At 37.7% G+C, this 19,575-nt stretch carries 23 protein-coding genes and 1 tRNA gene; 15 read left to right on the top strand and 9 right to left on the bottom strand.

The features are described from left to right. The first annotated feature begins 42 nt into the window (after nucleotides 1-42). The 7 genes from tatB to HPB14_RS01865 all read left to right on the top strand — a co-directional run bounded on the left by tatB (nucleotide 43) and on the right by HPB14_RS01865 (nucleotide 3,584). The gene (gene tatB, locus HPB14_RS01895) at nucleotides 43-522 is read left to right on the top strand and encodes a Sec-independent protein translocase protein TatB (RefSeq protein WP_000467574.1); all 480 of its coding nucleotides are present in this window, start codon (nucleotides 43-45) and stop codon (nucleotides 520-522) included. After that, complete coding sequence (tatC, locus tag HPB14_RS01890) at nucleotides 515-1,249, top strand: twin-arginine translocase subunit TatC (RefSeq protein ID WP_000461208.1); 735 nt, start codon at nucleotides 515-517, stop codon at nucleotides 1,247-1,249. The genes tatB and tatC overlap by 8 nt, the downstream gene beginning before the upstream one ends. Then, nucleotides 1,250-2,287 (top strand): tRNA preQ1(34) S-adenosylmethionine ribosyltransferase-isomerase QueA, encoded by a 1,038-nt coding sequence (gene queA / locus HPB14_RS01885; RefSeq protein ID WP_000657311.1) that lies wholly within the window; start codon nucleotides 1,250-1,252, stop codon nucleotides 2,285-2,287. It abuts the gene before it with no gap. After that, on the top strand, nucleotides 2,284-2,820 hold the full coding sequence (gene rsmG, locus HPB14_RS01880; RefSeq protein WP_001068891.1) for a 16S rRNA (guanine(527)-N(7))-methyltransferase RsmG: 537 nt from the start codon (nucleotides 2,284-2,286) through the stop codon (nucleotides 2,818-2,820). The genes queA and rsmG overlap by 4 nt, the downstream gene beginning before the upstream one ends. After that, nucleotides 2,814-3,044 carry a PP0621 family protein gene (locus HPB14_RS01875; protein WP_000944430.1) on the top strand — a complete coding sequence of 77 codons (231 nt, stop codon included), beginning with the start codon at nucleotides 2,814-2,816 and terminating at the stop codon, nucleotides 3,042-3,044. The genes rsmG and HPB14_RS01875 overlap by 7 nt, the downstream gene beginning before the upstream one ends. Nucleotides 3,045-3,046: 2 nt before the next feature. Further along, the gene (locus HPB14_RS01870; protein WP_000906090.1) at nucleotides 3,047-3,454 is read left to right on the top strand and encodes a hypothetical protein; all 408 of its coding nucleotides are present in this window, start codon (nucleotides 3,047-3,049) and stop codon (nucleotides 3,452-3,454) included. 42 nt (nucleotides 3,455-3,496) lie between these two features. Next, nucleotides 3,497-3,584 (top strand) — tRNA-Ser (locus HPB14_RS01865). A gap of 1 nt (nucleotide 3,585) precedes the next feature. On the opposite strand, the gene HPB14_RS01860 is transcribed toward HPB14_RS01865, so the two are convergent. Then, nucleotides 3,586-4,188 (bottom strand): outer membrane protein, encoded by a 603-nt coding sequence (locus tag HPB14_RS01860; RefSeq protein WP_000291619.1) that lies wholly within the window; start codon nucleotides 4,186-4,188, stop codon nucleotides 3,586-3,588. Between the two features lie 288 nt (nucleotides 4,189-4,476). On the opposite strand from HPB14_RS01860, the gene HPB14_RS01855 reads away from it, so the two are divergent. The 7 genes from HPB14_RS01855 to copP are packed head-to-tail and all read left to right on the top strand — an operon-like array spanning nucleotide 4,477 to nucleotide 11,131. Next, nucleotides 4,477-4,851, top strand: a complete 375-nt coding sequence (locus HPB14_RS01855; RefSeq protein WP_000772151.1) for a chemotaxis response regulator CheY — start codon at nucleotides 4,477-4,479, stop codon at nucleotides 4,849-4,851. Nucleotides 4,852-4,863: 12 nt separating this feature from the next. After that, a complete protein-coding gene (gene prmA / locus HPB14_RS01850) occupies nucleotides 4,864-5,841 on the top strand; it encodes a 50S ribosomal protein L11 methyltransferase (protein WP_195182601.1) in 978 nt (325 codons plus the stop codon). Between the two features lie 8 nt (nucleotides 5,842-5,849). Then, on the top strand, nucleotides 5,850-7,748 hold the full coding sequence (gene ftsH / locus HPB14_RS01845; protein ID WP_000805283.1) for an ATP-dependent zinc metalloprotease FtsH: 1,899 nt from the start codon (nucleotides 5,850-5,852) through the stop codon (nucleotides 7,746-7,748). A 2-nt stretch (nucleotides 7,749-7,750) separates the two neighbouring features. Beyond that, on the top strand, nucleotides 7,751-8,005 hold the full coding sequence (locus tag HPB14_RS01840) for a hypothetical protein (protein ID WP_001203127.1): 255 nt from the start codon (nucleotides 7,751-7,753) through the stop codon (nucleotides 8,003-8,005). Beyond that, nucleotides 7,995-8,708 (top strand): CDP-diacylglycerol--serine O-phosphatidyltransferase, encoded by a 714-nt coding sequence (gene pssA, locus HPB14_RS01835; protein WP_001122190.1) that lies wholly within the window; start codon nucleotides 7,995-7,997, stop codon nucleotides 8,706-8,708. Before HPB14_RS01840 ends, pssA begins: the two co-directional genes overlap by 11 nt. Then, nucleotides 8,705-10,930 (top strand): copper-translocating P-type ATPase CopA, encoded by a 2,226-nt coding sequence (copA, locus tag HPB14_RS01830; RefSeq protein ID WP_000665046.1) that lies wholly within the window; start codon nucleotides 8,705-8,707, stop codon nucleotides 10,928-10,930. Before pssA ends, copA begins: the two co-directional genes overlap by 4 nt. Further along, the gene (copP, locus tag HPB14_RS01825; RefSeq protein ID WP_000869077.1) at nucleotides 10,931-11,131 is read left to right on the top strand and encodes a copper-binding metallochaperone CopP; all 201 of its coding nucleotides are present in this window, start codon (nucleotides 10,931-10,933) and stop codon (nucleotides 11,129-11,131) included. It abuts the gene before it with no gap. A gap of 252 nt (nucleotides 11,132-11,383) precedes the next feature. Here the strand turns inward: copP and HPB14_RS01815 are convergent, their stop codons facing one another. Both HPB14_RS01815 and csd4 read right to left on the bottom strand, forming a co-directional pair. Then, nucleotides 11,384-11,677: a hypothetical protein gene (locus HPB14_RS01815; RefSeq protein ID WP_001146353.1), complete on the bottom strand. Its 294-nt coding sequence runs from the start codon at nucleotides 11,675-11,677 to the stop codon at nucleotides 11,384-11,386. An 84-nt stretch (nucleotides 11,678-11,761) separates the two neighbouring features. After that, nucleotides 11,762-13,078 carry a DL-carboxypeptidase Csd4 gene (gene csd4, locus HPB14_RS01810; protein WP_000725483.1) on the bottom strand — a complete coding sequence of 439 codons (1,317 nt, stop codon included), beginning with the start codon at nucleotides 13,076-13,078 and terminating at the stop codon, nucleotides 11,762-11,764. A gap of 135 nt (nucleotides 13,079-13,213) precedes the next feature. On the opposite strand from csd4, the gene HPB14_RS01805 reads away from it, so the two are divergent. After that, a complete protein-coding gene (locus HPB14_RS01805; protein WP_000353404.1) occupies nucleotides 13,214-13,729 on the top strand; it encodes a flagellar FLiS export co-chaperone in 516 nt (171 codons plus the stop codon). A gap of 3 nt (nucleotides 13,730-13,732) precedes the next feature. Here HPB14_RS01805 and HPB14_RS01800 read toward each other — a convergent pair whose 3' ends face one another. From HPB14_RS01800 to HPB14_RS01775, 6 genes are all read right to left on the bottom strand, one after another. Continuing rightward, complete coding sequence (locus HPB14_RS01800; protein ID WP_000780396.1) at nucleotides 13,733-14,728, bottom strand: HoxN/HupN/NixA family nickel/cobalt transporter; 996 nt, start codon at nucleotides 14,726-14,728, stop codon at nucleotides 13,733-13,735. 56 nt (nucleotides 14,729-14,784) lie between these two features. Continuing rightward, nucleotides 14,785-15,459 carry a DUF3226 domain-containing protein gene (locus tag HPB14_RS01795; RefSeq protein WP_000763830.1) on the bottom strand — a complete coding sequence of 225 codons (675 nt, stop codon included), beginning with the start codon at nucleotides 15,457-15,459 and terminating at the stop codon, nucleotides 14,785-14,787. Nucleotides 15,460-15,487: 28 nt separating this feature from the next. Continuing rightward, nucleotides 15,488-16,582, bottom strand: a complete 1,095-nt coding sequence (locus tag HPB14_RS01790; protein WP_000616466.1) for an AAA family ATPase — start codon at nucleotides 16,580-16,582, stop codon at nucleotides 15,488-15,490. Nucleotides 16,583-16,714: 132 nt separating this feature from the next. Next, nucleotides 16,715-17,284 (bottom strand): restriction endonuclease, encoded by a 570-nt coding sequence (locus HPB14_RS01785; protein WP_000721739.1) that lies wholly within the window; start codon nucleotides 17,282-17,284, stop codon nucleotides 16,715-16,717. 3 nt (nucleotides 17,285-17,287) lie between these two features. After that, a complete protein-coding gene (locus HPB14_RS01780) occupies nucleotides 17,288-17,911 on the bottom strand; it encodes a hypothetical protein (RefSeq protein WP_000946676.1) in 624 nt (207 codons plus the stop codon). After that, nucleotides 17,905-19,560, bottom strand: a complete 1,656-nt coding sequence (locus HPB14_RS01775) for an ABC transporter ATP-binding protein (RefSeq protein ID WP_000765007.1) — start codon at nucleotides 19,558-19,560, stop codon at nucleotides 17,905-17,907. The genes HPB14_RS01780 and HPB14_RS01775 overlap by 7 nt, the downstream gene beginning before the upstream one ends. Nucleotides 19,561-19,575 lie beyond the last annotated feature (15 nt).

Here is a 19,575-nt window from a genome sequence, read left to right as displayed (position 1 = left end):
TACAATAACGATAAAATTTAAAGGGTGTGAAAGTAGATTATTATGTTTGGCATGGGCTTTTTTGAAATCCTTGTGGTGTTGGTTGTAGCGATTATTTTTTTAGGGCCAGAAAAATTCCCTCAAGCTGTCGTGGATATAGTGAAATTTTTTCGCGCGGTTAAAAAAACGCTCAATGACGCTAAGGACACTTTAGATAAAGAAATCAATATTGAAGAAATCAAAAAAGAAACCCTAGAGTATCAAAAACTCTTTGAAAACAAAGTGGAGAGTCTTAAGGGCGTTAAGATTGAAGAATTAGAAGACGCTAAAGTAACTGCAGAAAATGAGATTAAAAGCATTCAGGATTTGATGCAAGATTATAAACGCAGTTTAGAAACCAACACAATCCCTAACCATTTAAATGAAGAAGTTTCCAATGAAGAAGCCTTAAATAAAGAAGTTTCAAGCGATGAATCTCTCAAAAAAGCAGAATTATTAACCAACAACCCTAAAGAACACGACAAAGAAAAAAAGCATGTTTGAAGATTTAAAACCGCATTTACAGGAATTAAGAAAGCGTTTGATGGTTTCTGTAGGAACGATTTTAGTGGCGTTTTTGGGGTGCTTTCATTTTTGGAAAAATATTTTTGAATTTGTTAAAAATTCTTATAAAGGCACGCTCATTCAGCTCTCCCCTATTGAAGGGGTCATGGTAGCGGTTAAAATCAGTTTTTCAGCCGCTATCGTCATTTCCATGCCCATTATTTTTTGGCAATTGTGGCTTTTTATCGCTCCAGGGCTTTATAAGAATGAAAAAAAAGTGATTTTGCCTTTTGTGTTTTTTGGGAGTGGGATGTTTTTGATTGGGGCAGCGTTTTCTTATTATGTGGTGTTCCCTTTCATCATTGAATACTTGGCCACTTTTGGGAGCGATGTCTTTGCGGCCAATATTTCTGCGTCCAGTTACGTGAGCTTTTTCACGCGCTTGATTTTAGGCTTTGGCGTGGCGTTTGAATTACCTGTTTTGGCGTATTTTTTAGCTAAAGTGGGCTTGATTACCAATGCGAGTTTGAAAGCGTATTTCAAATACGCTATTGTAGTGATTTTTATTGTAGCAGCCATTATCACTCCTCCTGATGTGGTGAGTCAAATCTTTATGGCATTGCCCTTAGTGGGGCTTTATGGGCTTTCTATTTTAATCGCCAAAATGGTCAATCCGGCTCCCAAAGATAACGAAAATAACAACGAAAATGACACCAAAGAGAATTAGTTGAAAGAATTTGATTTAGAAAGCTATGATTATTGTTTGCCTAAGGAATTGATCGCAAGCTACCCCGTTTTGCCCAAAGAAAAGGCTAAATTGCTCGTCTATGAAAGGCGTTCGCAAACAATCACGCACACCACTTTTGAGCATGTTTTAGATTTTTTCCCTAAAAACGCCCTTATTGTGTTGAACGACACTAAAGTGATGAAGGCCAGGCTTTTTGGATCTAAGCATGCCTTTTTGCCATCAAAAACGACCGAAGTGTTTTTCCACCGCTTTTTTAAAGACAATACCGCTTTAACTCAAATCAAGGGTAAGATCAAAGTGGGGGATAAGATCTTTTTTGATGCAAATTATTACGCTGAAGTTTTGGAATTGCTTCATAACGGCCAGCGCTTGATCGCTTTTTATGACAATCAAACCCCCTTAAATCAAGAAAATATCTTAAAGTTTTTAGAGCAATACGGGCATATGCCCTTACCTCCTTATATTAAAAGAGCCGATGAAAGTTTGGATGCGCATGAATACCAGAGCGTGTTCGCTAAACACATTGGCGCGGTGGCTGCCCCTACAGCGTCATTGCATTTTTCTCAAAATACCTTAGAAAAATTATTGAAAGATTTCAAGCACGCTTTTTTAACCTTGCATGTGGGGGCTGGGACTTTTCTTGGCATAGAAACTAAAGATATTAGAGAGCATCAAATCCATACAGAAGTTTTACGCATTCCCAAAAAGAGCCAAGAAATTTTGCAAGAATCCCAAGAGATTTTATGCATCGGCACGACCGCTTTAAGGAGCGTGGAATACTTCAAACGCTTAAAAAACCCTAATCAAGAATCGTTTGAATGCGACATATTCTTGCATCTTGCTAACCCTATTCAATATGTTAATCATTTGCTCACTAATTTCCATTTGCCCAAATCAAGCCTTTTAATGCTTGTGAGCGCAATGATAGGCTTAGAAAAAACCAAAGAAATCTACAAAATAGCCATAGAAAAGAAGTATCGTTTTTATTCTTATGGCGATGGGATGCTGATTTTATGAACCCCTTATTGCAAGATTATGTGCGCATCCTTTTAGAATGGAATCAAACGCACAACTTGAGCGGCGCGAGAAATTTAAGCGAGTTAGAACCCCAGATCACAGACGCTCTAAAGCCCTTAGAATTTATCAAAGATTTTAAAAGCTGCTTGGATATTGGGAGCGGGGCGGGACTTCCTGCTATCCCTTTAGCCCTTGAAAAACCGGAAACACAATTCATTCTTTTAGAGCCAAGAATAAAAAGAGCGGCTTTTTTAAATTACCTTAAAAGCGTTTTGCCTTTAAAAAACATTGAAATCATTAAAAAGCGTTTAGAAGATTATCAAAATCTTTTACAAGTGGATTTAATCACTTCTAGAGCGGTCGCTAGCTCTTCTTTTTTGATAGAAAAAAGCCAACGCTTCCTAAAAGATAAGGGGTATTTTTTATTCTATAAAGGCGAGCAGTTAAAAGATGAAATCGCTTGTAAAGACAATGAATGCTTTATGCATCAAAAGCGTGTTTATTTTTACAAATCAAAGGAAAGTTTATGTTAAGAATTTTAATCCCCCTACTCATTATCGTGTGGGTTTTATGGCGTTTGTTTTTGAGACAAAAACCCCTTAAAGACAACCACTCTTATGTGCAACAAACCCACAAAGAATTAGAAGATCACATGATTGTATGCTCTAAATGCCAAACCTATGTCTCTAGCAAAGATGCTATTTACAGCGGGGCGGTGGCGTATTGCAGTGAAACTTGTTTGAATAATAAGGGGTAAATATGCTTATTTTAGGACACCCTTTAATCCCTAGCGATCGTTTTATTTTCATTAAAAACACCGACGGCGTTCATTCTAGCACCAATAACGATATAGTGTGTTTTGAAGCAAACCCAAAAAATTTGGAATTGGCCCAATATTGCTGTAAAAATAGCGTCAATTTTAGCGTGATCTTTTTATCGCACAAGATAGAGACAAACACCTTTTTTTTATTCAACGCTTTCAAACCGCTCTATTGTATTTTTAAGGATATTAAGCAAGCCATACTCGCCCAACAACACGCCACTAATTACTTGTTAGATAGCAAAATCTTGTTTTCTATGGATTTTAACGATACAGAGTCATGGAAAATTTGCGCTAAAAATCAAATAGATGGCGTCATTTCTAAAGATTCACTCCTTTTAAAATAAGCCCTTTTTAAACAAACCTTAGTTATAATAAGCCCTTTTTAAGGGGAGATGTCCGAGTGGTTGAAGGAGCACGCCTGGAACGCGTGTAAGGTGCAAGCCTTCGAGGGTTCGAATCCCTCTCTCTCCGCCATTTAAAAATGCCACGAATGCGAAATAAAAAACAAAAAACTCCTTTCAAACAAGCTGTGCCTTTCAGGGGTTAGAAAGATTTTCATGCCAATTTCTACATCCACCTTATGATACAAAACGATCGTGCGAAACTGCACCCCAAATTTACCGATAGCCCTGAAATAAGTGTTGTGAAAATTGAAATCTTTTAATGAATCCCAAGTGTTCACCACCAAATCTTTGACTTTATTGTTGAGTATCCATGTGTTAGCCGCTAGTTGCAAACCAAAGAAAAAAGCCCAGCGGTTGATAGGGTTTTTAGCGTAGGCGACCATAAAATCCCCTCCCACCCCATAAGTGAACATGTTCGCTTGCAAAGTGGAATCATTATTGAAAAGCACATTACCATAATCTATAAAGAAATAATACCTAGAATAAGCCCAGTCGTTTTTAGGATTCACTTCATAGCCTTGAAGGATTGAAGCCCCTTGTAAAAGCTTGTTAGTGTTTAAAGGGCGCATAAACACCGTGCCTATTTGATAAGAAGAAGACATGTAACTCAAATTTTCAGCATTTAAAATATTTAAAAAACTTATACCCAGTATTAAAATTCTTAAATAATACACTTACTTGTAAAATCCTTGTCTTTCTTTTTTCAAACCATCCAATGACCCTTTATCGCACTCAAAAGTTATTTTATTACTTTTAAACTATTATGATAGCAAACAAACTGAATTTTTTTACAAATGAGAACGCTCATTAAACGCTCCATTTAGCCAATGATTATTGTCGGTCAAGGTAATTTTAATCAAAACATGCTATTATTTGGAACGATTTATTATTATAAGGCGTTAGAGACGCTTTGGCTGTTTAAAAAGAGCCTAATTTAAATGCAATCTTAAAGGAGAAGCGCTTTGAAACTACTGGTAGTAGATGATAGCTCAACTATGAGAAGAATTATTAAAAACACACTTTCACGCTTAGGCTATGAAGATGTTTTAGAAGCTGAGCATGGGGTGGAAGCTTGGGAGAAACTAGACGCTAATGCGGACACTAAGGTGCTTATCACAGATTGGAACATGCCTGAAATGAACGGCTTGGATCTCGTTAAAAAGGTACGCTCCGATAGCCGTTTTAAAGAAATCCCTATTATTATGATCACCACAGAGGGCGGTAAGGCTGAAGTCATTACGGCTTTGAAAGCGGGCGTGAACAACTACATTGTGAAGCCTTTTACCCCCCAGGTTTTGAAAGAAAAATTAGAGGTTGTTTTAGGGACAAACGATTGAGTGTTAAAGCCAATGTATTATGAGTTTTTCTTTATCTTCCCTAAGGAGCGAGAGCTTTTTGAGAGCTTTCTTTTAGACGCCACGCATCTAGCCTTAGAAGAATCTAGCTTAGAGAATTTAAAAGCGTTTGACGATAAAGAAACCATTGAGTTTATAAGCCAATCCAATTGGCATTATTTCGCCACTCATGACCCCCTAAAGAAAGATTTAAAAGAAAAACCCCCACATCTCAAAAATTTCGTTATTTTACGCTTTGAAGAGAATTTGAATAACTCGCTCATTCCAGCATTAGAAGCGTTTTGTTTGAGCTTACAACAAAACCTGCAAAGTGAGTTTGATTTTTTCTACCTTTCACGCAATCTAGCTTCAAAAGATTGGCTAGAAGCCTACAAACAAGCTATTTTACCGGTGCAATGCGCCAAATTTTACATACACCCTAGCTGGCATCAAAAACCAAGCCATGCCGCTATAGACGATTACATAATGATCGATCCGGCTTTGGCCTTTGGATCAGGCCATCATGAAAGCACTTCTATGTGTTTGGAATTGCTCTCTAACCTTGATTTAAAACGCAAAAACGCTTTAGATGTGGGCTGTGGGAGCGGGATTTTAAGCATTGCTTTAAAAAAACAAGGCGTTAGCACTTTAGTAGCTTGCGATACGGATAGTTTAGCCGTTGAAGAAACCCTAAAAAATTTTAGCTTGAATCAAATACCCCTATTAGCGCAAGATAAGGTCATTTGTGGCTCTACGCAAAAAATTGAAGGGCGTTTTGATGTTATTGTGGCGAACCTTGTCGCTGATGTGATTAAGAGTTTGTATAGTGAATTTGTGCGGCTTTGTAACCACACTCTTATTTTATCAGGGATTTTAGAAACCCATTTAAACTCTGTTTTACAGATCTATTATAATGGATTTGAGGTTTTAGAACAGCGACAGCGTAACGAATGGGTCGCTCTAAAATTGCTTAAAAAACAACCAATAAATTAAGGATTATAATGAAACCAACGAACGAACCTAAAAAACCTTTTTTTCAAAGTCCCATTATCCTTGCGGTTCTTGGAGGGATTTTACTCATTTTTTTTCTGCGCTCTTTCAATTCTGATGGCAGTTTTTCGGACAATTTCTTAGCTTCTAGCACTAAAAATGTGAGCTACCATGAAATCAAACAGCTCATCAGCAATAATGAAGTGGAAAATGTGAGTATCGGTCAAACTTTGATCAAAGCCAGCCATAAAGAGGGCAACAATCGTGTGATTTATATCGCTAAACGAGTGCCTGATCTAACCTTAGTGCCTTTGTTAGACGAGAAAAAAATCAATTATTCTGGTTTTAGCGAGTCTAACTTTTTTACGGACATGCTAGGGTGGCTCATGCCTATTTTAGTGATTTTAGGGCTATGGATGTTTATGGCAAACCGCATGCAAAAAAATATGGGTGGGGGTATTTTTGGTATGGGGAGCGCGAAAAAACTCATTAACGCTGAAAAACCCAATGTGCGTTTTAATGACATGGCGGGCAATGAAGAAGCCAAAGAAGAAGTGGTAGAAATCGTAGATTTCTTAAAATACCCTGAACGATACGCCAATTTAGGGGCTAAAATCCCTAAAGGCGTGTTATTAGTAGGGCCTCCAGGAACCGGTAAAACCCTTTTAGCCAAAGCGGTAGCCGGCGAAGCGCATGTGCCGTTTTTCTCTATGGGAGGGAGCAGTTTCATTGAAATGTTTGTGGGCTTAGGGGCAAGCAGGGTTAGGGATTTATTTGAAACCGCTAAAAAACAAGCCCCTAGCATCATTTTTATTGATGAAATTGATGCCATAGGTAAGAGCAGAGCGGCTGGAGGCGTGGTGAGCGGGAACGATGAAAGAGAGCAAACCTTAAACCAACTCTTAGCCGAAATGGATGGCTTTGGGAGCGAAAATGCACCTGTGATTGTCTTAGCCGCAACGAACCGCCCTGAAATCTTAGACCCGGCGTTAATGCGTCCAGGGCGCTTTGACAGGCAGGTTTTAGTGGATAAGCCTGATTTTAATGGCAGGGTGGAAATCTTAAAAGTGCATATTAAGGGCGTGAAACTCGCTAACGATGTGAATTTGCAAGAAGTCGCCAAACTCACCGCAGGGCTTGCGGGAGCGGATTTAGCGAATATCATCAATGAGGCTGCGCTTTTAGCAGGAAGAAACAACCAAAAAGAAGTCAGGCAACAGCATTTAAAAGAAGCGGTTGAAAGGGGGATTGCAGGGCTAGAAAAGAAAAGCAGGCGCATCAGCCCTAAGGAAAAGAAAATTGTCGCCTACCATGAAAGCGGGCATGCCGTGATTTCTGAAATGACTAAAGGGAGTGCGAGAGTGAATAAAGTCTCTATCATTCCAAGGGGTATGGCGGCTTTGGGCTACACCCTTAACACGCCTGAAGAAAACAAATACTTGATGCAAAAACACGAACTCATCGCTGAAATTGATGTGCTTTTAGGCGGGAGGGCGGCTGAAGAAGTCTTTTTGGAAGAAATTTCTACCGGTGCGAGCAACGATTTAGAAAGAGCGACTGATATTATTAAAGGCATGGTGAGCTACTACGGCATGAGTAGCGTCGGTGGGCTTATGGTGTTAGAAAAGCAACGGAACGCCTTTTTAGGAGGCGGTTATGGAAGCAGTAGGGAATTTAGCGAAAAAACCGCAGAAGAAATGGATCTTTTCATTAAAAACTTGCTAGAAGAACGATATAAACATGTCAAACAAACCTTGAGCGACTATAGAGAAGCGATTGAAATCATGGTCAAAGAATTGTTTGACAAAGAAGTCATTACAGGCGAGAGGGTGCGTGAAATCATCAGCGAATACGAGGCCGCCAATAATTTAGAAAGCCGTTTGATCCCTTTAGAAGAGCAAGCGAGTTAAAAGTGCGAGCTTACAAACAGATTTTTGATAAGGGTTTAAAGCCTTATGATAAATATTCTGTTTGTTTAAAGCTTTTTTCTAGGTTTTGTTTTCTCAAAATTCATGCTTACCAACAGCGTTATAAAGCGTTTGCTCTAACGCTCTTTTTTTGTGCGTTTTTTAGCACTTGTAAGATTTTTATTCCCATAATTGATTTTAAAATCGTTTTTATTCCTATTCTAAAAGCCAAGTTAAAAAGAATCTCTAATGCCTATTAACCCTCTCTATCTTTTCCCCAATCTTTTCACCGCTAGCAGTATTTTTTTAGGCATGATGAGTATTTTTTACGCTTCCAGTTACCAATTTGTCATGGCATGCTGGTTAGTGGTAGCGAGTCTTATTTTAGACGGACTTGATGGGCGTGTCGCAAGGCTTACCAACACCACCAGCAAGTTTGGTATTGAATTTGACTCCTTAGCTGATGTAATCGCTTTTGGAGTCGCCCCAAGCCTTATCACTTACTTTTATGTGGGGTATAATTTCGGGCGCATAGGCATGGCAGTGAGCGCGTTGTTTGTGATTTTTGGAGCGATACGATTAGCACGATTCAATATCAGCACCAACACAAGCGATCCCTATTCTTTTATCGGTATCCCCATTCCTGCGGCGGCGGTATTGGTGGTGCTTTGCGTGTTATTGGATAACAAATACCATTTTTTAGAAGGAAATACCGAAAAGTTATTTTTAAGCTTTATTGTCTTGTTGGGGGTGCTTATGGTGAGCAATATCCGCTACCCTAATTTTAAAAAAGTCAAATGGAATCTCAAGCTTTTCATCTTAGTGTTGATTTTTTTATCGTTAGTGTTTGTGCGCCCTTTAGAAGCTTTAAGCGTGTTTATGGGGCTGTATTTGATTTATGGCATCATTCGATGGTTCTTTTTAATGGTAAAAATTATTTTTAATAAAAATAAAAGCGCATGAAAGAATCTTTTTACATAGAGAGAATGACTTGCACGGCGTGTTCTAGTGGGATTGAACGCTCTTTAGGGCGTAAAAGTTTTGTGAAAAAAATAGAAGTGAACCTTTTAAATAAGAGCGCTAACATTGAATTTAACGAAAATGAAACCAATTTAGACGAGATTTTTAAACTCATTGAAAAATTGGGCTACAGCCCTAAAAAAACCCTCACAAAAGAAAAAAAAGAATTTTTTAGCCCTAATGTTAAATTAGCGTTGGCGGTTATTTTCACGCTTTTTGTGGTGTATCTTTCTATGGGAGCGATGCTTAGTCCTAGCCTTTTACCTGAAAGCTTGCTTACGATTAACAACCATAGTAATTTTTTAAACGCTTGCTTACAGCTTATAGGCACGCTCATTGTCATGCATTGGGGGAGGGATTTTTACATTCAAGGGTTTAAAGCCTTATGGCACAGACAACCCAACATGAGCAGCCTTATCGCCATAGGCACAAGCGCTGCTTTAATTTCAAGCCTGTGGCAATTGTATTTCGTTTATACGAATCAGTGGTCTTATGGGCATTATTATTTTGAAAGCGTGTGCGTGATTTTAACGTTTGTGATGGTAGGCAAACGCATTGAAAACGTTTCTAAAGACAAAGCCTTAGACGCCATGCAAGCTTTGATGAAAAACGCCCCAAAAACCGCCCTTAAAATGCACAATAACCAACAGATTGAAGTTTTAGTGGATAGCATTGTGGTGGGGGATATTCTAAAAGTCCTCCCTGGAAGCGCGATTGCAGTGGATGGTGAAATCATAGAGGGCGAAGGGGAATTAGATGAGAGCATGTTAAGCGGTGAAGCGTTGCCGGTTTATAAAAAAGTCGGCGATAAAGTCTTTTCAGGGACGCTCAATAGCAACACGAGTTTTTTAATGAAAGCCACGCAAAATAACAAAAACAGCACTTTGTCTCAAATTATAGAAATGATCCATAATGCTCAAAGCTCAAAGGCAGAGATTTCTCGCTTAGCGGATAAGGTTTCAAGCGTGTTTGTGCCAAGCGTGATCGCTATCGCTGTTTTAGCGTTTGTGGTGTGGCTCATCATCGTGCCTAAGCCTGATTTTTGGTGGAATTTTGGGATCGCTTTAGAAGTGTTTGTATCGGTTTTAGTGATTTCTTGCCCTTGCGCTTTGGGGTTGGCTACGCCTATGAGTATTTTAGTAGCGAACCAAAAAGCGAGTTCTTTGGGCTTATTTTTTAAAGACGCTAAAAGTTTAGAAAAAGCAAGGCTAGTTAATACGATCGTTTTTGATAAAACCGGCACGCTCACTAACGGCAAGCCTGTCGTTAAAAGCATCCATTCTAACATAGAATTATTAGAGCTATTGAGTTTGGCGAACAGCATTGAAAAGAGCAGCGAACATGTCATTGCTAAGGGGATTGTAGAATACGCCAAAGAGCATGATGCTCCCTTAAAAGAAATGAGTGGAGTTAAAGTGAAAACGGGTTTTGGCATCAGCGCTAAAGTAGATTATCAAGGCGCTAAAGAGATCATTAAAGTGGGTAACAGCGAGTTTTTTAACCCTATTAACACGCTAGAAATTAAAGAAAACGGGATTTTAGTGTTTGTGGGTAGAATGATCAATGAAAAAGAAGACGAGCTTTTAGGGGCGTTTGTTTTAGAAGATTTGCCCAAAAAAGGCGTGAAAGAGCATGTCGCTCAAATCAAAAATTTAGGCATTAACACTTTTCTTTTGAGTGGGGACAATAGAGAAAATGTCCAAAAATGCGCGCTTGAATTAGGGATAGATGGTTATATCAGCAACGCTAAACCACAAGACAAGCTCAACAAGATCAAAGAGCTTAAGGAAAAAGGGCAGATCGTTATGATGGTGGGCGATGGCTTGAATGACGCTCCTAGTCTTGCTATGAGCGATGTGGCGGTGGTGATGGCTAAAGGGAGCGATGTGAGCGTGCAAGCAGCGGATATTGTGAGCTTTAATAACGACATTAAATCGGTTTATAGCGCGATTAAATTAAGCCAGGCGACCATTAAGAATATCAAAGAAAATTTGTTTTGGGCTTTTTGTTATAATAGCGTGTTTATCCCTTTAGCTTGTGGGGTTCTTTATAAGGCTAATCTCATGTTAAGCCCGGCGATTGCGGGTTTAGCGATGAGTTTAAGCTCTGTGAGTGTGGTCTTAAACGCCCAAAGGCTAAGGAATTTTAAAATTAAGGATCATTGAATGAAAGTAACTTTTCAAGTGCCAAGCATTACTTGCAGCCATTGCGTGGATAAAATTGAAAAATTTGTGGGCGAAATTGAAGGCGTGAGCTTTATTGATGCGAGCGTGGAAAAAAAGAGCGTGGTTGTAGAATTTGACACTCCAGCGACACAGGATTTGATTAAGGAAGCTTTATTGGATGCGGGGCAAGAAGTAATATAATAAAGGTAGTGTGATATAGAAGTAGCGGGTTAAAAACCGCAACATTCAAAAGGGTTGTTGTCTTTTAATTCTTGGGTTTGCTTGGGTGTTTTTACGCCTTTCAATGGTGATTTATTATAACAATAAGGGAAAGAAATTATCGCATTTTCCTTTCGAATTTGCTTGTTCAAGCCGCTAATCACACCACCAATAAAAAAAAGGGAATTACGAGACAGATTGCTTCTGCATTGCGAACGAATAAGTTCACAGATTTTAACAAACAACATGCATAGCTCCATCAGGTTTCATATTGCCAACAAGGCATAAGCCCCTTATGTATTCAATAGGGACAAGAATACGGGAGTTACCATCTTTTAAGTCATTGTCTAATCGCTGTGTTAAGCTATCCATGCCCTTTTGGATTACCTCATGCATTGTTTCTAAAACACAATATTCCCTTGCTAAAAAAGAACAAGATGAACGCATGCTGTAAAGTCTGTTGCTTATTTTAAATAGCCTCTTTGTTAAGTCAGGTAATGATAAGTAAAGATTTCTAATGTATGGCATGACTATCCTTTATTGGCGATTATCATGTTATATCATGCGTTGCCTTAAAACGCTATGAGATCTTTTGGTAAGGCTTACCCATTCCTACACAAATTTCACTAAGATCATCCCGCTAAACGCGTTGTTTTTATAAAATTCTATGCGATAGATCCTTTCTTGCTTGTCCAGTGAAAAGCGTTTTTGAAAATCTTTAAATCTAATCGTATAACCCGCTTCATTAGGCTTATTTTCATTAGAAACGCTAAAGCCAATCACATTCGCGCGGATATTATCCATGCCATGGATATAAAAACTCTCTTTCACTTCAACTACGCTCCCTATCTTAACCATTTGATCCTTATTGTCAATTTGCATTTTCACTTCTTCTAAAGAATGATCAAACTCTATATAAAAGGGCGATAATCGTGTCATGAGCTTGTTGCCGTATTTTAAAAACACTTCTTGTTTATTTTTGACTAGCCCCACAATGTAAGCGTTGCTCTCTATGGGAATTTGTGGGATTTTAGTGTTATTAGGTAAAGGGAAATGATTGAGTTTAGGGCGTAAGTTAAAAAGGGGCATTTTAGGCAGAGAGCTGATTTTTGCCCACAAGCTTTTATCGTTGATTAAGGCATGCACGCTGTTAGGGTTAAGCTCAAAATCGCGCTTAAAAGGGATATTGAGTTGATTGAGTAAGCCCTCAATGGCTTGCAAATGGTAAAACACCCTTGATGCTAAAGGGAGTTCTTTGCTGGCTTCATTGGCAAAAGCGCTCTTTTTTTGATTGATCGCATAAAAAGTTAGGGCTTTTTGCATTTCTGTATCGCCTTGAGCGGTGCGCGTGTTTTTTAAATGGTATTTTTCAATAGGGTGCAATAAATGGGCGTTGATGCTCTCAATCGTATTGTTTGCAAAAGCAAGCAAATTAGGGAATTTCGCCCCTTTAACTTCATCTTGATCAATAATAAAGCAATTCCCCCAACGCTTAGGATTGAGCGTCGCATCAATATAAATAGGGCGATAATACCCACCGCCATCATGCAAATGCAAGACGGCATCCACGCTGGGTTTTGCAATCAAGGATTTGATTTCTTGGATAGTGGGGTATTCGGGGTCTTTTTTGTCTAAAGTGGCAAATTTGCGGTTCATATCCCCATACAAGCCCCTATGATTTCTTAACATGGAAGGCTTATTCAATACGGGAACCACTTCCACCAAGCCTTTTAAAACGCTATAATGCATTAAAAACAAATTAGTTGCATTAAACCCTCCAGGCTCATCGCCTTGAATCCCTGCTAAAAGCAACAAATGGGGGGCTTTGTCCCTATTCTCTACATTTGTAGGGGCTTTTTCTATCGTTTCTATCGCATGCAAAAACACCCAAGAATACAAGCCCCACACCAAAAGCCATATTTTTTTCATCCCATCTCTCTACTATTTAAAACTAAAAGATCGCTAATTATACCTAAAAACCTTTTTAAGGGTGTTTTTTAAAATTTCCATAAAAAAGGAACGAAAAATGCTTGTGATCGTTTAATTCTATTTAAAAGGTTTTTTATGGATATTTTAAAAACTCTTCAAAAGCATTTGGGCGATGTTGAAACAAGCGATTTTAAAACCAATGCGATAGAAAAATCCCAACAAATCGCTAAATTCAGTAGGGACATGAAAAATATAAACGAGAGCGTTGGAGCATTACAAGTCTTGCAAATCGCTTGCAAAAAGCTTTTCAATAAGAGCATGGGTTTAGAAGATAAAGACGCTTTGCAAGCTTCTATCATCAAACAAGAATTGCGAGAAATTGTAGAAAATTGCCAGTTTTTAGCCTCCCCTTTGTTTGACACCCAGCTCAACATTGCCATTAATGATGAAATTTTTTCCATGATTGTGGATAATCCTTTGAATTTATTGGAAAATATTGGCGGGTTTCAAGCTTATTTGGAAGAAAAATTAAATGAAATTAAGGAGTTATTAGGCTATTTGAGCGAAAGCCTTTCAAACTCTAAAGCTTTTATGTCAAGTTTTTCAAATCAAAGCCTTAAAGATTTGTTGAGCGATAACTTGAGGGCTTAAAATCTAGCCCTCTAATTTAGAAAATTTGATTTTCCATAAAAAGAATGAGCCTAAAAACGCTATCACGAATAAGCCCACCAAGTAATAGCCCAAGTCTGTAAATTCCAGGCTTTGTAGGGTGCTTAAAAGACGGTTTTCAAATTTTAAATGGAGTTTCTCGCTAACGACTTGAAAAAGCTCAATCAACCCGATAAAAAGCGCGATAAACACGCTTAAAGCGGTGATGGAGATGTTGTAGTAGATTTTCCTTAAAGGGGTTTTGAACGCCCAATCATACGCCTTGAGCATGAACGCCCCATCTAATGTGTCAAACAAACTCATGCCAGCGGCAAAAAGAATGGGTAAAGAGAGCATGCCCACCACACTCACTTTAATCGCACTGCTAGAAAGGGCTAAAAGCGCGATTTCACTAGCGGTATCAAAGCCTAGCCCAAAAAGAAAACCCACAGGATAAATGTGCCACGACTTGGAGATGAAATTAAACAAAGGCTTAAAAAAGCGATTAAGTAAGCCCCTACTCGTTAAAAGCCGTTCAATCTCTTCATTTTGTTGCTGGCTCAAGCTTTCGTTAGAATGCGATTTTTTGAATATTTTTAATAAATCTATTAAAATAATCGCATTCAATAGCCCTATAATGAGCAAGAAAAGCCCAGAAACTAAAGTCCCCACTACCCCCCCTATTTCTTCTAGCATCGGCGTGTGCTCTTTAGCCCAAGCGATCGCAAACGCGCTGATGATGGTCATTAAAATCACCACGCTTGAATGCCCCATAGAAAAGTAAAACCCCACGCCATAGGCGTTTTTGCCTTGTTGGGTGAGCTTTCTAATGGTGTTGTCTATGCAAGCGATGTGATCCGCATCAAACGCATGCTTTGCCCCTAGCATGTAAGCCATAGACGCCGCTGCATAAAACGAAGCGTTATTAGCCATAAAGAGCAACGCCAAACCTAACGCATGCAAGAACACAATCGCTAAAAAATAAGGAAACCACAATTTCACAGCACACCTTTTGTAAAAATAATATTTTTTGAGTGATTGTAATATATTTTGTTAAATTAGAAAATCTTAAGTTTTGTTTTTTGTTTATTTTCTGTAGATTTTTCTAAAAAATTTTTAAGGGGAATGAGAGATTTTGATTTAAAATCAATCACTTCTTTTAGTTTTTCATATTCTTCTTGGTGTTCTTCCTTTATTTTACCTTTATCATCAATAATAATGTTTTCTTCATTCTTCTTGTTATTTGTATCCCACTTGTATTGGAAAAATTTCTGTAGTTCAAACACTTCTAAATAGGCATATAGCATATTTTTTCTTATGTTTCTAATCGGTTTATAATGTTCTTTACTTTTAATGCATTCTAAGTATCCTTCAAAACATTTAAGAAATTCATCGTGTTTAGCAATTTCTAATAATAGGGTTTCTAAATCACCATCATCTTGATTGTTAGGGAATAAAAAGATTTGTTCTTCTGAAATAGTTTGTTTCGTTTTTGATACGACTTTTAAAATCTCTTTTTTATTACTCTCATAGTCTTTATCCGCATCAAAAATAATAAGTGTTTTATCGTATTTTTCAATTTCAAGCAATCGTTTAGATAGGTTATCTTTTCCTTTTATATTTTGCACCTTAAAATTTTTGATTGGAAGATCTTCTAGAAAATACAGATAAACTTCTAAAAACACCTTATCGCTTGGACCTTCTACAAAAATCAGTATTTCTTTATCTGCCATTGAATGATCCTAATCTTAGTATGATGCTTTAGCCAAAAAGATTCTCTTCATTTTCAAAATAATATTCTAAATTTTCTCCATAATAAGTTCTTGGAATAACATATTGATCGTCTTGCTTAAGACAAAACAACTTAGTTTGATGCGCAAAATCCTTTTCTCTGATAACTTGATCTAAGATTTCTATAAATTCTTGGCTGTGGGTAGTCATAAACACTTGCAAATTACCATCTTTGTTGTCGTTGATAAAATCAATAACACACCTTAATAATAATCTCATGCGAGAAAAGTGTAAGCCATTCTCCACTTCATCAATATAAATCGTTTTTGCGTTATTGGCAATAAAAGTGCTTACAATATACAAATATTTAATCAAACCATCGCCAAATACAGATAGTGGGACTTTTTCTTTGATATTTTTCACTTTTAATTTGAGTTGGTTGTTGATGTTAAAGCTAATAGATTGGATATTGTTATCAAATTGATTAAGATGTTTATTTAATTCTTCTTCTAATTGGTTGTCACTGCAAATTTTACTCACCGCTTGAATCATATGAGCTTGCCTGTAAGCAGCATCGCTAGGTATTATGACAGCGCTTTCAAAGGGTAAAAGTTTTTGCAATTGATTAGGATCAAAATTCTTAAATTGCCTCTTGTAGCCTAACTGATTAGGAATTTCAGCAATATTTAAGTGATCGTTATAGATTTCTTCATTATTTTTTTTAAGAGTGAAATTGAGCTGAGAGGGCATTTGAGTTTGTTCTGCTGTGGGTATTATTTGCGACTCTATTACCTTTTGGTCTTCACTGGCTATGAATTTTATTTGCAAATCCAAGGTCTGATTGTTGTCTAAAGTTATAACAATTTGTATTTCTTCCTTAGTGTCCAAACCATAAAACATCAAGTTCTTTGATTCTGTTTTTAAAGGCTCTTTGCGTATATTGTCATAAATTTCTGTTAGATTAGCGCATGGGTGCATGGATTTTCCCACTAAACAATACAACGCTTCTAACAAATTGGATTTACCCACATTGTTCCCACCAGTAATAATGTTGAGTTTGGTAAAACCATCAATTTGAGTGTCCTTAAAATTCTTAAAGTTTTTAATGCGAACAGACTGAATCATTGAACCCCTTTATCCAAACAAAAATTGATGCTAAATTTTCATATTATAACGCATGCGATTACGAAAAAATTTAATAAGAAATAAATAAGAAATCATAAAAATAAAAGCATTATATAAATTATCCTATTTGGATTAGTTTTTCCCACCCAAAAATTTGACCCATTCGTCTCTATCAATCAAAAGCACTCCGTTAGCTTGAGCCAGTTTTTGAGCGGCGTGCGTGAAATAGCTATTGGTGATCACGCAAGCTTTTTCGCAAGCGTAGTAAGCTTTAGAAGAGACCACCTCCTGAATAGCTTTGGGCGAAACTTTATGCGAGTAGCGTTTGGCTTGAACCGCCCATTTGACGCCATCTTTTTCTACAATCAAATCCGCTCCATAATCGCCGCTTTTTTGAGTGATTGTAACTTCAAAACCCTTTGAAGTGAAAAAGATTTTAGAATATTCTTCAAATTCAAAGCCGTTCATGGCATCTATTTTTTGCAAAATGCGTTTGAGTTGGTGCTTCTTATACGAAGAAATAATGCCCTGAAAAAGCACTAACATGGAAAAAACGCCAAGAAGCGCGAACAATTTTAAAAGCAAATCATTAGCCGATGCAGCTAATTTCAATTCTAAGGCTTTTTCCAATAAAACATTCCATGCTAAATAAATCCCTACCGAAAACAAAATGACAAAAATAAAGAATAAAATCTTTTTCATGCCTTAAAGCCACTCTGCATTTTCTATAGCGTTCAAACGCTTTTCTAAACCCTCCATAAGAGAATAGTAAGCCTTATTAAGGGCCTTGATTAAAGCGTTATGATAGGATTTGTCTTCTTGGGAAAAAAGAGAGGGATTATCGCCCAAACGATTAGCGTAATAAACAGGCACGCTGAAAGCAGTGGGAATCAAAAGGGTGTCAAACGGGCAAGCGGTTTGCGGGACGCATTCTAAAATCAAGCTCGCTTGAAGGTTTAAAAACCGCATGACGGCTTTTGGGTCAGCGTTAGGCTCAATCGTCTTTTTAAGCCTTTCTTTAATGGCTTTTAAATCCTTAGGACTCTCTTCAAAAGAAAAAAAAACATTGCCTGAAACATTGAAAGTGAGAGCGCTTTTATCTTTTAAAAAATAAGCGATTTGTTGGGTGAGTGCTTTTTTAAATTCTTTTTGGTAAAAGGGTGGCACAAAATGAGCGTTAAAAAAGATTTTAGGGGGGTTTAAAGTGGAAGCGGTTTTTAAAGGGCTGTTTTTGGGGTAATCTTTATATTTTAAATGGAGAGTCGTTTTGTTGAAAAACTGACACCCTAGTAAAATAAAAGCAATACCAACGCTTAAAACCCTTAGCATTCTATCAAACGCCCATGCTCTAATTTCACATGCTTAGTGGCTAATTTAAGCGTGCTTGGGTTGTGCGAGATGAGAATGATCAAGCGGTTTTGTTTCAATTCTAAAATGCTTTGCTTAACGCTCTCTTCTGTGTGATTGTCTAAAGCGGAAGTGGCTTCATCAAAGATTAAAACTTGAGCGTCTTTATACAAAGCTCTTGCAATGGCGATTCTTTGGCGTTGGCCGCCGCTAAGATTAGCGCCAAATTCATCTAAAACGCTCCCTATCCCATGAGGCATTTTTTCCACAAAATCTAAGGCTTGGGCTTTTTTTAGGCATTCTTTGATTTTTACCTCATCAATTTCTAAACCATACGCCACATTTTCAGCCACGCTCCCGTTAAAAATAAACACCCTTTGAGTGACAACGCTAATCTTTTCCCTCAAGGATTTTTGAGTGATGCTCTCTATTTTTTGATTATTGATGAAAATTTCGCCCTGGCTTGGCTCATAAAGGCGTAAGATCAGATTCACTAATGAGCTTTTACCGCTCCCGCTTTCGCCCTTTAAAGCGATGATTTCATTTTGTTGGAATTTCAAACTAATATCGCTTAAAACATAACGCTCTTGATTGTCTAGCGCATAAGCGAGCCATACTTTTTTAAATTCTATGGTGTGTATAGCGTTATCTAGCGTCAATTCCCCATCAACAATAGCCGGCTCTCTTTCTAAAATCTCATGGATCCTGTCGCTAGCGACTAAGGCTTCTTGAAAATTAGAAGCGATCCTAGTTAGGCGTTTGATCGGCGTATAGAGCATAAAAAGGGCCGTGATGAAAGAAAAAAACGCCCCCACGCTAATATGGCCCCTAATCACTTCATTCCCCCCTAAATAAATCACTAACGCTATGGCGATTGAGCCTAAAAACTCCATTAAAGGCGAAGAAATTTCAGCCACGGCGATGTTTTTGATACCGATTTTAAAAAACGCTTCATTTTCTTTCACAAAAGCCTTATGCTCTAATTTTTCGCCATTAGAGATTTTAATCGCTTCCACATTGTTAAAAACTTCACTCAAACGAGCGGTGATTTTGGCGTTACTCTCTTGATGGGATTTAGCGAGTTTTTTAACCTTACGAATGATTTTACTGATAGGAATGGCGGCTAGCGGCATGATGACTAGCCCCACTAACGCTAATTTAGGGCTTTGATAGATCACCACCCCCACTAACCCGACAATCGTTAGCCCCTCTCTTATACTCTCTGAAAGGTAATTGGACAAACTCGCTCTAATCAAACCTATATCATTGGTGATCCTTGCGATCAATTCGCCCTTTTTAGTCCTGTTAAAAAAATCCATTTCCATTTTGAGAAGGCTTTCTAACATAATATTGCGTATTTTTTTGACAATATCAAGCCCAATAAAGTTAGTGAAATAAGTGCCTAAATACATGCCCCCACTCTTACCCAAATACGCCAAAATCACTAAAAAAGGCAGGATTTTGAGCATGTGAGTGTCTTTATTGATAAAAATTTCATCTAAAGTGGGCTTGACTAAATAAGTCCCCCAAGCCGTGCTTAAAGCCACCACTAAAGAAGAAAATAAAACCACTATAAAACTTTTATAATGCTCTTTAAGATATTTAGAATAACGCCTAAAAAAGAGTTTCAAATGTTTAACCTTTGG

This window comes from Helicobacter pylori HUP-B14, from assembly GCF_000259235.1.
In the GTDB taxonomy this organism is placed as follows: domain Bacteria; phylum Campylobacterota; class Campylobacteria; order Campylobacterales; family Helicobacteraceae; genus Helicobacter; species Helicobacter pylori_CU.
Note: the sequence above shows the minus strand (reverse complement) of the source record. Positions and strands in the feature narration are given on the sequence as shown.